This window comes from Faecalimonas hominis (assembly GCF_054660755.1).
In genome coordinates this window covers 35836-53739 of the sequence record NZ_BAAHSH010000029.1, presented here as the reverse complement: position 1 = coordinate 53739, position 17904 = coordinate 35836, and the positions used below count along the sequence as shown (strand labels likewise).

General features: G+C 40.5%; 6 protein-coding genes and 2 pseudogenes. All 8 read left to right on the top strand.

Features of this window, described 5'->3' with window-relative positions:
- Nucleotides 1-95 precede the first annotated feature (95 nt).
- The 8 genes and pseudogenes from ACYQ35_RS05535 (at nucleotide 96) to ACYQ35_RS05500 (ending at nucleotide 17890) form a co-directional block, all read left to right on the top strand.
- Complete coding sequence (locus ACYQ35_RS05535) at nucleotides 96-4712, top strand: beta-N-acetylglucosaminidase domain-containing protein (protein ID WP_459831027.1); 4617 nt, start codon at nucleotides 96-98, stop codon at nucleotides 4710-4712.
- Nucleotides 4713-4824: 112 nt separating this feature from the next.
- Nucleotides 4825-5577 carry a 4Fe-4S binding protein gene (locus tag ACYQ35_RS05530; RefSeq protein ID WP_459831025.1) on the top strand — a complete coding sequence of 251 codons (753 nt, stop codon included), beginning with the start codon at nucleotides 4825-4827 and terminating at the stop codon, nucleotides 5575-5577.
- Nucleotides 5564-7225 (top strand): histidine kinase, encoded by a 1662-nt coding sequence (locus ACYQ35_RS05525; protein ID WP_459831022.1) that lies wholly within the window; start codon nucleotides 5564-5566, stop codon nucleotides 7223-7225. The genes ACYQ35_RS05530 and ACYQ35_RS05525 overlap by 14 nt, the downstream gene beginning before the upstream one ends.
- Before the next feature lie 133 nt (nucleotides 7226-7358).
- On the top strand, nucleotides 7359-8147 hold the full coding sequence (locus ACYQ35_RS05520; RefSeq protein ID WP_459831159.1) for a response regulator: 789 nt from the start codon (nucleotides 7359-7361) through the stop codon (nucleotides 8145-8147).
- 407 nt (nucleotides 8148-8554) lie between these two features.
- A pseudogene (locus tag ACYQ35_RS05515) lies at nucleotides 8555-10114 on the top strand (SrtB-anchored collagen-binding adhesin); the annotation flags it as partial.
- Between the two features lie 19 nt (nucleotides 10115-10133).
- Nucleotides 10134-10694 (top strand): annotated as a pseudogene (locus tag ACYQ35_RS05510) (C40 family peptidase); the annotation flags it as partial.
- A gap of 42 nt (nucleotides 10695-10736) precedes the next feature.
- Nucleotides 10737-15995: a Spy0128 family protein gene (locus ACYQ35_RS05505; RefSeq protein ID WP_459831156.1), complete on the top strand. Its 5259-nt coding sequence runs from the start codon at nucleotides 10737-10739 to the stop codon at nucleotides 15993-15995.
- Nucleotides 15996-16156: 161 nt separating this feature from the next.
- Nucleotides 16157-17890 (top strand): ABC transporter ATP-binding protein, encoded by a 1734-nt coding sequence (locus ACYQ35_RS05500; protein ID WP_009460601.1) that lies wholly within the window; start codon nucleotides 16157-16159, stop codon nucleotides 17888-17890.
- The last annotated feature ends 14 nt before the right edge of the window (nucleotides 17891-17904 follow it).

The following is a 17904-nucleotide window of genomic DNA, read 5'->3' as shown; positions in this document are numbered from 1 at the left end:
GCTACTAAAATGCACAAAAAATAAATTTGTAAAGCGGATTTATATGTTATAATAGACATATTCATAAGTGCCGACGCATAGAAGGAGGGAAAAGAATGCGAAAAAGGAAAATATGGCAAAGTCTTGTAAGCGCAATACTTACAGTTGCTATGGTTTCTACAGCGGTTATACCCGCAAAAGCAGTGGGAAATGAAAAAGAAAGTATCGAAGCAGTAAAGTCTCCGTGGGTTTCCGAATGGAAAAAGGGAGATGCAATGACAACCGGGGAAGAGTACCAGATTTACCCAATTCCGCAGCAGGTGACATATCCAAAAGAGAAACAGTCTTTTGAGATAAGTAAAGAAGTGCAGACTGTAATTGGTGCAGATGTGGACGATGCCACGAAGAAGCATTTGGAAAAAGTGTTGAAAAAATATGATAGGACAGCGAAAGAAAGTAAGGCAGATAAGAAAGAGTCCAAAATTATTTTAGGTATCTACGGTAAAAATGATGAGACAGATAAATGGTTTAAAGATAAAAATTTAGATGCAAAACATTTTGAGAAAGAGGACGCATACGCACTCTATGCAAAGGACGGGGATATCGTTATTTTAGGAAAAGACAGCGATGCCGTATTTTACGGCGTATCTACTTTGGAAATGATGTTTTCTTCTTTTGCGGGAAAGAAATTTTATCCGGTAGAGATTATGGATTATGCGTCTATAGATGCGCGAGGATATATTGAAGGATTCTATGGAAATTGGACACATGAACAGAGAAAAAGTCTGATGAAATTTGCGCCGGAAGCAAAGATGAATCTCTATGTATATGCAGCGAAAACAGATCCATACCACACGGACAAGTGGGATCAGTTATATCCGGCAGAGCAAATAAATCAGTTTAAGGAACTGGCTGATTTACAGGCAGAGACAAAGGCGGAGTTCTCGTGGTCAGTGCATTTGACAAATGTGTTAAAAGGCGTGACAAAAGAGGACGCTACTTATAATGAACGTAAAGAGAAACTGAAAAAGAAATTTGACCAGCTTTACAATATTGGTGTCCGCCGTTTTTGTGTTTTGAACGATGACTTCGGTTCAGGCTCAAATGAAATAGTTGTAAAATTAATCAATGATTTAACGGAGGAATATATCAAGCCAAAAAACTGTAAGCCGATTATTTTCTGTCCGCAGGGTTACAATGAAGCATGGGCAAGACCGGCAGAGTTGGAGGCAATGAAAAAATTTAATGAGGAAGTGCTTATTTTCTGGACAGGGAAAGACGTAAACTCTCCGTTTGAACAGTCAACAATTAAATATGTAAAAGAAAAAACGGGACATGACCCTGTGTTCTGGGTAAATTACCCGTGTAATGAGCATGCAAAATCAGGAATTTTCCTCGGAAGCAGTACACACTATATTCGTGATAACATTACAGGACTTGCAGGTGCGGTATCCAATCCAATTTTCTTTGCAGAGGCAGATAAAGTACCTCTATTTCAGTTGGGCGCATATTTCTGGAATGTAAACAATTATTCTAAGAATGTAGAGAAAGTTTGGGAACAGTGTTTTAAATATTTGCAGCCGGAAGTATATGACGAGTACTTAACGATTGCAAGAAATGTGTCAGACTGTCCAAATTCAGGAAGAGTACCGCAAGGTTTTGAAGAATCTTTGTATTTAAAAGATACTTTGGATAAAGTGAAAAGTGCTGCAGAAAATGACACGTTTAAAGCAGACGCAAAAGAAGTAAAAGAATTGCTGGCAGAATTTAAACATATACAGTCTGCGATAGCAGATTTCCAAAAGAACTGTACAAATGAGGCTCTAGTACAAGAATTGTCTAATCCGGGTGGAACAGAAAACGGAGAAGGCTGGCTTCAGGCGCTTGACAACGTGGCAAAAGCCGGAGAAGCCCTTTTACAGGCAGAGGCAGAACTTTCTGCGAAAACACTTGATATGTCAAAAGTATGGACGGAATTTTCAAAAGCATCAAAAGAGATGAATGCATACAACAGCCGCACATATAAATTCGGTCAGGGCAATGACAGGGTGACACCGAAAGCGGGAAATAAAAGATTGGTACCATTTGTAAATGCCTGCATGAAAGATGTGCAGAAAGAATTAGACAAATGGCTGAGCAGTGACAATACAGAAAAGAAAGCAGACCGTATTTATACAAATATGCCTGCATATGCAAAAACACCATTGACAATCGCTGAGAAAGAATTTGGTGTAAGAGACCTTTCTAACGTAACACTGAACAAAGGTGATTACATCGGTGTGAAGAAAGAAGCGATTGCAGAGATTTCTTCTATCATTGTGGAAGGAGAAAACACGGACAAACTTACATTAGAGTATTCTCTTTATGGTGATTCATGGCAGACTGCGAAAGCAGGAAACCAGACAAAACATTTGGAAGCAAAATATATCCGTTTAATTAATAAAGGAAACACGGCAGTAAACGTAAATCTGAAACGTTTGGCCATGGTTGTGGAAAATCTTCCAAATGACCTTCGTTTTAAAGAGACGAATATCAATGAAATTAAAGAAGGTAAATGGGATAACATGGTGGACGGAAACAAGGATACGTTTGTATGGACAAACCGTGCACAAAAAGTTGGAGATTATATTACGGTAGATTTGGGTGAGACAAAACCAATTCGTGATATCACATTCTGGACATCGGACGGAAATCCAAGAATTAAAAAGGCGTCCCTCTCCATTTCAACAGACAATAAGAATTTTACAAAGATTACGGATTTCAATGACAATGGAAAGGTAGACCCGCCGCTTAGAAGTTACAGCGCAAATGCGAACGGACAGCGGGGACGATATATCCGTCTGGAAGTGACAGAAGCATATGGATATTACTTGAAGATTCATGAAATCGAAGTGAACAAGGGAGATAAGCCAAACTACTCTATTCCTCCTGAATCGGCAGTGACGAACACAAAAGGCGATGTAAAAGCATTGGACGATAAAAACCTGTCAACTTTATTCTATGTACAGAATGTAAAGGCAGGGGATAAGTTGGAATACAGATTGACGGACAATGTAAATATTGACAGTTTCACAGTATTCCAGGGAACACCTTGCAATGCGGACGTTACATTAGTTAAGGCGGACAATACAGAACAGAAACTTGGCAAACTGACTTCCGGCAAACAGGACTTTAGTGGAATCGACGGAAATATTCATACAATCCGTTTTGATTTTGAACAGGGCAAAGACGTGGAATTGCATGAACTGGTTTTCACTTATGGGGAAAATCCTTCTGATGATATCGGAGTTGCAGTGGAAAATATTTATATAGACTCGTCAGAGCCGGACAGTGAGGAAGTGGTAAATCTTGCATTAAATCAGAAAGTGGAAGTATCTGATGTAGAGAGAGTGAAGGGTTCAGGCGCTGAAACAAATTATACGGGAAACCTTTCCGTAGATGGAGACAAAAATACACGTTGGAGCAGCGGTGCGTTGAATGATAAGAGTTACGGAGAGCCTGCTGACCAGTGGCTCATATTGGATATGGGAGAAAAACCTGTATTGATGAACGAAATTCAGATTGATTTCTACAAGAAAGTATGGCCGACAGAGTATCAGATTCAAGTTTCAAACGATAAGCAAAACTGGGTGACACTTGAGACGATTATAAGAGAGTCTGCAAATAAAGAAGGAATTTCAGATAAGAAGACATTTGAAAATCCGCTTATGGCAAGATATATCCGTCTGTATTTCCCGAAAGAGAAGTTAAATACACAGGCGGCAGGTGGAAGTGTTTCGATTACGGAATTAACCGTAAAAGGAATCAGAAAGACAACTCCATTGAACTATTTGGCAGTTACGGATACATTTGAAGATGTCAAGGTGGAAAATGCAGCCACTGTAAAAGATTTACATTTACCGGAAATTGTGAATGTAAAAATGGCAAAAGCAACAGGTGAGGAGATTGCTGTACAGGTACTTCCAAAATGGAATACGGAAGGCTTTGATGAAGCAAAAGATGTAAGTCTTTCATTAAAAGGGGGACTTCCTACAGGAGCGCTTTTGATAAATGATAAAAAAGTGGAAGCAGTGCAGACAGTTGTTAAGGGAGAACCGAAAGAGGAAGATTTGACAGAACTGCGAAAAGCATTGCAGGATTTTATTGATACAGCAGAAAAAATGATTAGCGATGCAGAGTCAAATCATCGTCTGTATGATGTGTCCACAATTGATGCATTAAAACCTGTATTGGAGAAAGCGAAAGAAGTGTTGGCTGATACAGAAAGCACAAGAGACAGTTTGGAAAGTGCGAAAACTGACTTGGAGAAGGCGATTGAACAGGTGAACAGGTTAAATTTAACTGCATTTGACAATGCAATTTCACAGGCACAAAAAGTAGATAAAGATTTATATACAGAGGAAAGTGTGCAGAAACTGGAAAATGTATTGGCGGAGGCAGGAAAATTGTTCGATAAAGGGGTTACACAGGAAGATGTGGATAAGATGACAGGTGAAGTGGAAAAGGCGTATAGCGGTCTGGAAACAAAACCGGCGCCGGAACCTGAACCGGAGCCAAAACCTGAACCGAAGCCGGAGCCGAAACCTGAACCAAAACCGGAACCGAAACCGGAGCAAAAACCGGAAAACAAGAAACCGAATGTGCCAAAGACAGCGGATACAGAGCCGATATTCTTATTCGGAGGACTGTTCCTGTTATCAGGATTGGCGGTTGTATTGACAAAAAGGAAATAAGATGAGGAAGTGGAGCATATGAAAATATGCTCTATTTCTTTGCAAGCATATTGCAGAAAAATTTTGGGAGAGTTATAATGTTCAAAAATGTTATGAACAGTGAGGAAAAGAAATGGGTTTGAAGAAAATTATATTTAGCGCGACCGGAGGAACGGAGAAGGTTGCCGATATTCTTATAAAAGGACTTGATGAGTCGGCAGAGAAAATAGATTTGCTGGATAGAAACAGAGAATTTTCTAAAATCTGTCTGCAGAAAGACGATGTCTGTATGCTTGCCGTACCGTCTTATGGTGGGAGAGTACCTAAAGAGGCTGCGGAAAGAATTGCGAGAATAAAGGGAAACGGTGCAAAAGCAATCCTGCTTGTTGTCTACGGAAATCGGGAATATGATGACACACTGCTTGAATTAAAAGAAGTGGCGAAAAAGTCGGGATTTCTTCCGGTCGTGGCAGTGGCAGCCGTTGCAGAACATTCCATTATGCATCAGTTTGCGAAGGGAAGACCGGATAAACAGGACAGGGAAGAACTGCTTTCCTATGTGCAGTTTATCAGGGAGAGAATAGAGAATCCGAAACCATTCAAAGTTCCGGGAAAGAAACCTTATCGTGCATACGGGAAGATTCCGTTAAAACCACAGATAAAGAGGACGTGTAATCACTGTGGAAAATGTGCAAAGGAATGTCCTGCCGGAGCAATTTCCATGGGAGAGTATATAAAGTTGGATAAAAATCTGTGTATTTCCTGTATGAGATGCGTGGCAGTCTGTCCGCGGCATGCAAGAAAGTTAAGTCCTGTTTTATTAAAATTGGCGTCCCATAAATTAAAGAAAGTATGTCGGAAGAGAAAGAAAAATGAAATTTATTAAGAAACTAGCAGGAAGTAACAGATTAAAGGCGATAATAACGGAGTTCACTGCCGGTATCCTTGTGGTGATGTATGTGACGTTTCTTCTTATGCCGAATACAGTGGGAATAGTCAGACCGGATAAGAGAATCGGAAAAATGGACGGTTGGTATTATGAAGAAAATGGAGAAAAAATTAAACCGGAACTTCCGACTGTCATTGATAAAGTGAATCACGGAACGTTTGTTGTGGAAAATACACTTCCCGAAATCGCTTATAGAAATGCTGCAGTAGCATTTTATTCACAGCAGCAGAAAGTGAAAGTATTTTTGGACGAAGAAATGATTTATGAATATCCGGAAAGAAAATTAGCGGGCGATATGATACCGAGTACATGGAATTTTATCCGATTACCGCAGGACAGTTCGGGAAAGCATATTCGCATTGAAATATCTTCTCCGTATAAACGGTTTCAGGGGAAAATGGATTCGATTTATTATGGCTCTTATAACAGTTTATATTATGGAATACGTGAATGGAAATTTCCTGCATTTTTTACGAGTCTGTTCATTGGGAGTATGGGCATCATTATGTTGCTTATCTCTATTTTTTTGAGAAAATTCAGAGGATACAGGCGGGAAGAAACGCTGGGGATTTTGTTTATTCTTGTTTCCCTGTGGCTTTCGGGTGTGTCGCAGATGGTATATAAAAGCGTAGGTGCAGAACCGAGACATTTTATTACAATGCTGTCTGCCCTGTTTTGCAATGTGTTCTTCTTGAGTTATCTGGAACAGAGAGTGGAGGGGGAAAGTCAGAAAATTACAAGAACAGCATTTTATCTTAGCATTGTAAGTGCTTTTGGGTGTCTGATTTTACAGATAACAGGAATAAAAGATTTGGTAGAAACATCGAATTATATGCTGATGACATTGATTCTGTCTTTTATATATGCCTGCTGGATTTATGGAAAAAAGATTTTGGCAAAAGAAGAAGGATATAATAAGGGAGAATTTATTTGCATGATTTTGATTCTCCTTGCGGGAATGGTAGAATGGGGACATTTTTATTCCAAGACATGGCATACGTTTGGCGTATGTATCAGAGGGACGGTGCTGATTTATACGGTATATCTGTTCGGGTACTATATTTTGGAGATTTATGGCACGGCACAGCTCAATAGGAAGTTGAGTAAACAATTGCAGGATAGTGAAATACAACTGATGATGAGTCAGATTCAGCCACATTTTATATACAATACACTCGGTTCCATACGTGCCTTAATTAAAATATCCCCCGATGAAGCCTACAAGATGGTATACGATTTTTCAAATTATCTTAGGGGGAATATTGATGCCATTGGAAATCAGCAAAATATTTTACTTTCAGAAGAACTGCGTCATGTAAAATCTTATGTTAATATTGAAAAAGTACGATTTCAGAATCAATTGGAAGTTCAGTTTGATATACAGGAAGAAAACTTTTATATTCCGCCTTTAAGTGTACAGGCGCTTGTTGAAAATGCGATTAAACACGGAATCCGAAAAAAATCGGGTGGCGGCTGTGTGTGGATTCGAAGTTATAAGCGGGGAGAAAATTATATTGTGGAGGTAGAAGATAACGGCGTGGGATTTGATTTGAAGGAAAAGAGAAAAAAGACTCTGTGGGATTAAGAAATATTCAATTTCGTCTTGAAAAAATATCACGGGCAAAGTGTGAATTGTGGTCAGAAAATGGCAAAGGAACGAAGGTAACTTTGACATTTCCTAAAATTTTTCGGGGGGGGGTGCGAGCAAATTGAAGATCGTGATTGTTGATGATGAATGGTTACAGATTAAACAATTTGAAATGGAATGTGAGGGCCTTAAAGGAGTAGAAATTGCAGCGACATTTAAAAACCCGCTGGAGGCATACGAATATCTGAAAGAGCACCCGGTAGAAGTTGTGTTTACCGATATTGAAATGCCGGAGATGAATGGTTTGGCATTTGGGAAAGAACTGCGGGAATTGTATCCCGACCTTGTTCTTGTATTTGTGACGGGATACGAGGAATATGCAAGAGAGGCGCTTCGCCTTAGGGCAGACTATTATGTTTTAAAGCCTTATAATCAGGAAGAAATCCGAGATGTTCTGAGACGTTCGTACTATTTTTCAAAACGACAGAAGAAGAGAGTGTATTTCAGAATGTTTGGACGATTTGACGTCTTTATCGATGAACAGGTTGTCTATTTCGCTAACGCAAAGGCGAAAGAATTGCTGGCGCTTTGCGCAGATCACAGGGGCGGAAATGTCACAATGGAAGAGGCAATTGACAAACTGTGGGGAGAAAGACTGTACGACGAGCGAGTGAAAACCTTATATCGGAAAGCGGTTATGTATCTGAAAAAACTTTTTCAGGTGTATGAGGTGGAAGATGTGTTTGTCAATAACAGGGGTTCTTGCAACATTCATTATGAAAAAGTGGATTGTGACTATTATGCGGTCTTAGAGGGAAGAACGGATACCATGCGGGAAAAACAATATGTCGGGCAGTATCTGTGGGAGTATTCCTGGGCGGAGGAGACCGCGATAGAGTTGGAAGAAAAAATAAAATAAAACAGGCAAAAGGTTGGAAACGAAAAAGTTTCCGACCTTTTTTAATATGCCAAAAAAAGACAAAAAATCAAGGTGAAAAGTAACGAAAGAGTAACAGTTCATTTTGTAAAATTTCTATGTATAAAAACACAATAAAAATCTGATTATCCGCTAAAACACAGTATCTATCAGCATTTTCAAGGAAACAAACACATCAATTTACTACTTATTTACTATTAACGAATGAGCCTTGATACGCAAGTTTTCCTAGATATGCAAAGATATGGTACAGCACATCAGTATTGAAACAAGAAAAAATTGAATAACTCATAGACTATGGAACGCCTAAAATGACGTTCCTTTTCTATTTCCAGCCGTTCTTATTGGACGGCTATTTTATTACCTAAAATGAAAGGAGCATTAGATTTATGAAAAAGATATTAAAGCGATTGTGTACGGGCTTCTTAGCTTTTGCAACTGTCGTTACTGCTTTACCGAGTACACCCGTTCATGCAGAAAACAAGCAATACTGGACGGAAAGTGCAGAGCGTGTCGGTATCATTGAAAAAGTAATGAATGACGGTTCTATCGGTTCGACATTCAATGAGGGCATGATGAAAGTCGAGGGCGAAACTGCCTATTGTATTGACATCAATACAGATTTTAAGAATGGCTACAAGACCAGAACTGACGCAAGCTCACGCATAAGTGCCGACCAGATTTCAGATGTGGCGTTATCCTTAGAGTATGTCAAACAGTATAGCGAAGCTCACAAGGAACTGAACTACAAACAAGTTTATCTGTTGGAACAATGTGTTGTCTGGCAGAGATTGAGCGTACATCTTGGCTGGCAATGTGATAACGTGCGAGCTTCTTATGATGAAATTCCAAAGGCTACGCAGGACGAAGTTTTCGCTGGTGCAAAAGCCTTTGTCAAAGAGAATAAAGGACGCTATGAATGTGGCGGTTATATCTACTCTGGCGAGGGGCAGGAATTAGGGCAATTCTGGGCGAAATTAAATGTCGGAAATGCGAAACTGCAAAAGACTTCCAGTAATACCAGCATTACAGACGGTAACGGGAACTACTCAATCGCTGGTGCAACATACGGTGTCTTTGCTGATAAGGACTGCACGAAACAGCTTGCCACCCTTACGACTGATGAAAACGGAAATACAGATGTTGCAGAGGTAAAAGCAGGCACAGTCTATATCAAGGAATTATCCGCACCAGCAGGATATAAAGTAGATAAAACTGTATATTCCTTAAAGGTTGAAGCTGGAAAGACAGCGACTTTGAAAGTATCAGATACACCAAAAGTAACAGACACTTTGATTGAGCTTTTCAAGATTGATATGGAAACACAGAAAGTCAATCCGCAGGGAGACGCTTCTTTAGCAGGTGCGGAATTTACATGGAAGTATTATGCTGGCTTCTACAATAAAGACAATCTCCCTGCCGAAGCTACTCGTACATGGGTTACAAAGACAATCGCTGAAACAGACAGCGACGGGACAACCCACTACATCACAAAATTAGCGGACGCTTACAAGGTGTCTGGCAACAACTTCTATATGCAGGACGGTAAGGCGGTTCTTCCACTTGGAACGCTAACTGTTGAGGAAACAAAAGCTCCAAACGGCTACTTGTTAGACGGTGCATATATGCAGGCTGGCGATAAGTCCGAACAGATTAAGGGCTTATATGTAACACAGATTACCGAGGACGGCGACCTTGCCGTATTAACTGGAAGTAACCAGTTTTCCGTATCTGACAAGGTTATCCGTGGCGGTGTGAAAATTCAGAAACGAGATTTAGAAACGGGCGATACAAAGCCACAAGGAAGTGCCACTTTGAAAGATACTGCTTTTGACATCATTTCCTTAAATGATAATTCACTTGATTTGGGAACAAAAATCATGCTCCCAAACTCTGACAGCGAGGGCAAGGACAGCGTGGACTTGATACGGGACAGCCTATTTTCTATTCAAGTGGAACAGCCGTGGCTCTTGCTTCAATTCGGGAACAGCAACGCAGAGGAAATCGGTACAGACCGTGGCAGGAAAAGGAAAGAAACATACTTTTAATCTTGCAGAGAGCTTCGCCCGTGAAAAATCGGGTGGAAAGAAAGTAACCTATACTAACCCGATAGCTGTTGCGAAGAATGGGGGCTGGCGGTATGGCTATGGAAATATGTTCTATGTGGAATTAGTTAATCAGTATTTAACTGTTCCGCAGGTATCGGGAGAATTGGCACAAAAGGTAATGAATGAAGCGTTGAAATATCAAGGCTGGAAATATGTGTATGGGGGCAGTAACCCGAATACTTCTTTTGACTGTTCGGGACTGACGCAATGGTGCTATGGAAAAGCTGGTATCTCTTTACCGAGAACGGCACAAGCACAGTATGACGCAACCCAACATCTGCCACTCTCGCAGGCAAAGGCTGGGGACTTGGTGTTTTTCCATTCCACTTCCGTAAAAGTTGTGACGGTAACCGTAACGGACAACAATGACGGAACACTGACTGCGGCGATAAAAGAAGGTTCTGATGAACTTACATTTACAAACGCATACAATACAACAGAAAACGCAACATTTGTACCGTCCATTACAAAACAGGTAAAAGGACACGATGCGGTGGAAGACATTACTTTCATCATGAAAGCGAAAGACGATGTGACAAAGAATGCGATTCAAGCAGGCGAAATCACAGGGTACAAAGAAGAAGCAACAATCTCTAAAGATATGCTGAAAAAGGGCGGAGACCCTCAGGCAGTTACATTTGGAGAATTGACTTTCACAAAAGCGGGAACATATACATTTGATGTTTTTGAAAAAGCAGTTTCCGTACCAAATGGCTGGACATATGATGCAGACCACTACGAAGTGAAGATTAAAGTAACAGATGAAAATTCTAAGTTGGTAGCAATGCAGGATATTTCAGATGCGGCAAATAATCTGAAACGTAACTTCGTCAATGTATTTGCAGCAGACACAACATACGGTGCCGAAGGCGGATTAAACGTAACAAAAGAGTTACAGGGACGTAAGTTAAAAGAAAATGAGTTTGCCTTTACCATCACAGGTCAGACAGAGGAAGCGGAAGCAAAACTGGACGACAGTGACAGAACATTTAAAAACAGCAAACCGGGTGATAATGGAATAGCAGTCATGAGCAAACTTGGTAAAGTGACATTCAATCAGGACGATATCGGAAAAACATTTACATACGCAGTTCATGAAGTGGTAAATGCAAGGGGCGCTATCGCATACGATAACAAAGATGTAACCGTTGCCGTTCAGGTATTGGAAGAAAACGGAGACATTTATACGGTTACAACTGTGACAAAAGACGGACAACAATTAGGTGTATATAACTCAAAAGACGAAAAAGCGACAGCAGTTGCTCCGGTTGTAAATAGTTACACACCGGATATTATTGAGATGAATCCTGCTGAGATGGCGGGTAAAGTGACAAAAGTGCTTAAAGGTAACCGCGAGGAAGCGCTTAAGGACAATGAATTTACATTCCAAATGAAAGTAGATGCATTGGAAGGCGATATGAATACAGTTGTTTTACCGGAACTTACGGCGACAAATAAGGCTGACGGTTCGGTTTCCTTCGGAAAAGTTAAATTCACGGCAGCAGGTAAATATCGTTTTACAATCAGCGAAGTAATTCCTGGTACACCTGACAAACAGATGACTTATGACAGACATACATTCAGTTATGTTGTGGAAGTTTCTTACGACTCCACAGAGGGTATGTTATCAGCAAAAGTTATCGAGAAGACAGGAAGTCCTGTATTTACAAATATTTACACAGATGAAAAATCAAAAGATGTTGCAAATGGGGAGGATAAGAACACATCGGCAGATGGTGACATGATTTCAGTCGGCGACACACTGACATATTCTATCGACTGGGTAAATAACGCTGTAGATGAAAACGGACAGCCGACAGTGGCAGACGTAATCATCGAAGATACGATTCCGGAAGGAACGAGATATGTGGAAGGTTCAGCAAGCAATGACGGTAAATTTGCTGACGGCAAACTGACATGGTCATTTAAAGAACAGGAAGCAGGAGCGGGCGGAACTGTGACATTCAAAGTGGAAGTTACGGAGGACGCCGTGAAAGTTGACACAATCAAAAATACGGCAAGTATCAAGATTGGAGACAACGATCCAAAACAGACAAACGAAGTAGAAAACTTTGTTCCGGGTAAAGATGTGAAAAATGATAACGGTTCATCTGATATTAAAGTGGGTGATACGGTAACATACACAATCAAATATCGCAACACGGAAGATGCAGACGCAACCGTAACAATCACGGATAAACTGCCAAAAGGATTAACTTTCAAAGAGGCAGACAACGGAGGAAGTTATGATGAGGCAACAGGAACAATCACATGGAAACTGATAAAGGTGAAACCGGGAACAACAGGTACGGTGACATTTAAAGCAGTGGTAAATGAAGATGCGTTGATTGAAGACGGTGTAAATAATACGGCAGGTGTTCAGGTTGGCGAAAACAATCCTGTTATCGACACAAACACAGAATCGTTTAACACAAAGAAAGGTAACCTTACAATCTCCAAAGAAATTAAACTGACGGAAAATCAGGGAACGGTTATCGACAAAAACAAAGCATTTGAATTTAAAGTTGTCTTAAAAGATACTGCCGGACAGGAACTGAAAGGTGAGTATACTTACGGAGATAATCAGAAGATTAGAAGCGGTCAGACAATCAATTTGAAACACGGTGAAAGCATTACAATTAAAGGTTTACCGGAAGGTGCATCTTATGAAGTGACAGAAACAAAGGCAGCGGGATACACACCGAACGAATCGACAATCACCGGAACAGTGCCGGCAGAGAAAACAGCGGAAGCACACTTTATCAATACGTACAGTGTGGCAGACGAAAGTCTTGAAGGTGCTGCAAATCTGAAAGTGAAGAAAGAATTTACGGGACGTGAAGGAAATAAATGGCTTGAAAAGGACAGATTTACTTTCAAACTGACAATGGCAAAAGGAACACCGGAAGGTGCGGTAGTTCTTCCGAGCAATGCAGACGAAATTGTGATTGACAGTACAACGCCTAACAAAGCGGCCGCATTTGGAAATATTATTTTCAAACGTGCAGGAGAATACACTTTCTATGTTACTGAAAATCCAAGTGGCATTTTAGGTGTAGTTGACGATAAAAATGCGACAAGAGAAGTAGTTGTTGAAGTTGTTGATAACGGGGACGGAACACTTAGTGCGAAAGTGAAAAATGCGGCTGAAGGGCTTCTCACTTTCAAAAACGTATACAAGATTCAAAATCCGGTAGAAGTTGATACAACTCCTACGGACACAAGCGTATTCTTCGAGAAAGTTCTGGAAGGACGTGATTGGTTAGATACAGACGAATTTACATTTACAATCGCACCGGAGGGTGATGCACCTGTACCGGAAAAAACAACGGCTACAGTGAAAAAATCTGATGTAAAAGATAAAAAAGCGCCATTTGGATTCGGAAAAATTACATTTACACCGGAACTTATGGGAACAGCGCATACAAAGAAATTCACTTATAAGGTGACGGAAAATGACATCAACAAAGATAAGATGCCGGGCGTATCAAAAGATACACATACGGCAACTTTGGAAGTAACTGTATCAGACAATGGAGAAGGTAAACTTACGGCGGCAACATCAGTTGTAAACAACGGTACATTTACAAACCACTATCGCTCTTCAATCGACTATGGAGCAGCCGGCGGACTTGTGATTACAAAAGTATTGGAAGGACGCGATGCAGCGAAAGACCAGTTTACATTTGTAATGAAAGCAAAAGACGATGCCTCAGCAGAAAAACTTGGAATTTCTAAAGAAGGCACGACTTTCAAATCACCGGCAGCAAAAGACGGAGAGACGGCAACGGTCAATGTACTTCCGGATAAAGTAGAATTTACGCAGGCTGATGCCGGAAAGACGTACCGCTACACGGCGGAGGAAGTCAATGAAGGTCAGAAAGGCTACACATATGACAACACGAAACATGAAGTGGAAATCAGTGTAAAAGACAACAACGATGCGACACTGACTGTAACAACAAAAGTAGGAGATAAGACATATACTTACAAGACGAATGCGGAAGGTGAAAAAGCCGTTATTCCGTTTAAGAACAAATATGCCGCTTCTACAGACAATGCAGGCGGAACAAAAGCGCCGGTTGTCACTAAGAAAACATTGACGGGACGTCCTCTTACGGCAGGAGAATTTACATTCAGCGTTGTTTATAAGAACAGCAAAGACGTTGTTGTAAAAGACGTTAAGAACAGTGCAGACGGAACGGTAAACTTCGGAGAATTATCATTTACGATCGACTCTCTGAAAGCAGCAGCGAAAAAAGGTGATGCAGTTCAAAATCCAAACGGAACATGGACAGTATCTTACACAGCAGTGGAGAAAATAGACGGACTTGCTGAAAACGGAGTTACTCCGGTGAAAAATACGTTTGACTTTACCGTAACTGTTACGGATAACGGTGACGGAACATTGAAAGCAGTGACAAATCTTCCAGAAGGACATGGATTTACAAACGCATATTCAACAGGTGAACCTGTAGAAGTAAATGTAAACGGAAGCAAAATTCTTTCAGCAGAAGAGGGGCTTACACCTCCTGACATTACAGGTAAATTTACATTTACACTGAAGGGAGAAAAAGATGCTCCAATGCCTGAGAAGACAACGGCACAGAATGATGCGCAGGGCAATGTAGACTTCGGAAAAGTATCCTTTACATTAGAAAATGTATTCGGAGAAAAAGCATCTGCAAAAGCGGGTGAACCGAGAAGTAAGACATTTACTTACACGGTAACGGAATCCGGAAAAGTTGCAGGTGTGACAAATGATAAAGAGACGAAGACATTTACACTTACGGTAACAGATGACGGAAAAGGTCATATGACAGTTACAAAGAACCCTGCCGACAACACATTATTCACATTTACAAACACTTACAGCATTGAAAGTCCGATTACTTCAAGTGTGACAGATCAGATTTCTATCACAAAAGAATTAGAAGGACGCAAGATGCAGGCGGAAGAGTTCAACTTTGAACTTCTTGAAGGCGATAAAGTTGTCGCAACGGGAACAAATGATGCTGACGGTAAAGTAACATTTACCGGACTGGAATACAACAAACCGGGTGAACATGATTACACGGTACGAGAAGTTGCTCCGGAAGATACATATGGTGTTACATATGATACAAGCGAGTTTATGATTCATACATCGGTAACGGACAACAGTGACGGTACATTGAGTGTGAAACATACGACAGAAGGTGAAATTGTGTTCAGAAATGTTTACAAGGCATCAGGAACAAGCGTAACACTTGGTGCAAGCAAAGTATTAAAAGGAAACGACCTTGTAAAAGGACAGTTTACATTCCGGTTGAAAGACGCGAACGGAAATGTAGTTGCCGAAGCAAAGAACAACGAAAACGGACAGATTATCTTTGAAACATTAGAATACGACAAAGCGGGAACTTACAAATATACAATTTCTGAAGTAAATGATAAACAGGAGAATATCACTTACGATGAAAAAGTATATGAAGTGACGGTAAATGTTGTAGATGATGAAAAAGGACAGTTAAAAGCAACTGTTGAAGGAGACAGCGCAGTATTTACAAATGAATACGCAGAAAAAGCAATGGTATTAACACCTGCTAAACCAAAAGACGATACACCTGTTAAAACAGGTGACGAGTCAAATCCAATGGCAATGGCAGGTATGATGACGATTGCCGGAATGGTAATTCTTCTCAATGTACTTACAGCGGTACGCAGAAGAAGACAAAGATAATACAGACTGAAAAATCCTGCAGGAACGAATAATTCCTGCGGGATTTCTTTTGCAAAAATATTGCACTTTTTAGAAGCGTGTAGTATATTATAAAGATAGAGGAATTTTGAGGACGGACTTTTAGAAGTTTCGTCCTTATTTTAGAATGAGGAGGAGAAGAGATGAAAGACAAACTAAAGAAACTATTTGCGTACTATAAGCCGTATAAATTACTTTTTTACAGTGATATGTTTTTTGCAATACTCGGAGCGGGAGTCACACTGGTTATCCCTCTGATTGTGCGCTATATCACAAGTGAGGTTGTCTATTTTGACGGCAACAGGGCAATGGAAACAATTGTGGCATTAGGGGCGTTGATGATTGTTCTCGTTCTTGTAGAGTTTGGCTGCAACTATTTTATCGCCTTTTATGGACATATGATGGGAGCGAAAATGGAAGCGGATATGAGAAGCGACATTTTCAGTCACTACCAGAAACTGACATTTGCTTTCTATGATAATCAGAAGGTGGGAGCGCTCCTTTCACGTATTACAAGTGATTTATTTGACATTACGGAATTATTGCATCACGGACCGGAAGACATTGTTATTTCCATTATTAAGATTGTAGGTTCGTTTATTATTTTGGCGAACATCAATCTGCGTCTGGCAATGGTAGCTTTTGTGTTTGTTCCGGTTATGATTGTCTTTGCGGTATATTATAATAGGAAGATGAAGACTGCATTTAAGCGCAACCGTGCAAGAATTGCAGATATCAACAGTCAGATTGAAGACAGTTTATCGGGAATCCGTGTTGTAAAATCCTTTGCCAATGAAGAGATTGAGATGAAGAAGTTTCATAAAGGAAATGACGGATTTCTGGCTGCAAAGAAAATCAGTTATCGTTACATGGCGGGGTATCATTCAACATTGACAGCGCTGACAACACTTGTAACAGTTGTCGTACTGCTCGTGGGAGCGGAAGGGCTTACAACAAAAACGGTATTGGTGGCAGATCTTGTAACTTTCCTGCTCTATATCAATAACTTTATTGAGCCGGTGAAGAAATTAATTAACTTTACGGAAATGTTCCAGAACGGTTACTCAGGTTTTGACAGATTTCAGGAAATGCTTGCCATTGCACCGGATATTACCGATGCGAAAGATGCTGTTTCCGTTGGAAAATTGGAAGGCAAGATTACATTTGAGGACGTTTCTTTCCAATATCAGGACACAAACGAACCTGTTCTCTCTCACATTAATCTGGACGTCAAAGCAGGAGAATACATTGCTCTTGTAGGACCTTCGGGAGTTGGAAAGACAACACTTTGCAGTCTGATTCCGAGATTTTATGAGGCGACAGCCGGAAAAATTGAGATAGACGGAATGGATATCCGCAAGATGAAGTTGGACGATTTGAGAAATAATATCGGTATCGTGCAGCAGGACGTATATCTGTTTGCGGGAACAATTATGGAAAATATCCGTTACGGAAATCCTGATGCTACAGATGAAGATGTCATTCGTGCGGCGAGAAATGCAAATGCCCATGAATTTATTATGAGTTTTCCTGACGGATACGATACGGACATCGGACAGCGAGGGGCAAAACTGTCAGGAGGACAGAAGCAGCGTCTGTCTATTGCCCGTGTGTTTTTGAAAAATCCTCCAATTCTTATTTTTGATGAGGCAACTTCGGCGCTGGATAATGAGAGTGAGAAAGTGGTGCAGCAGTCTTTGGAAATGTTGGCGAAAGACAGAACGACATTTGTAATTGCACACAGACTTTCCACAATCAAAAATGCTGAGAGAATTTTAGTTCTCACGGAAAAAGGAATTGAAGAGCAGGGAAGCCATGAGGAACTTCTTCACCAAAAGGGGATTTATGAGTCTTTATATCATATGCAGTTTCACTAGAAACCAGTAATAGA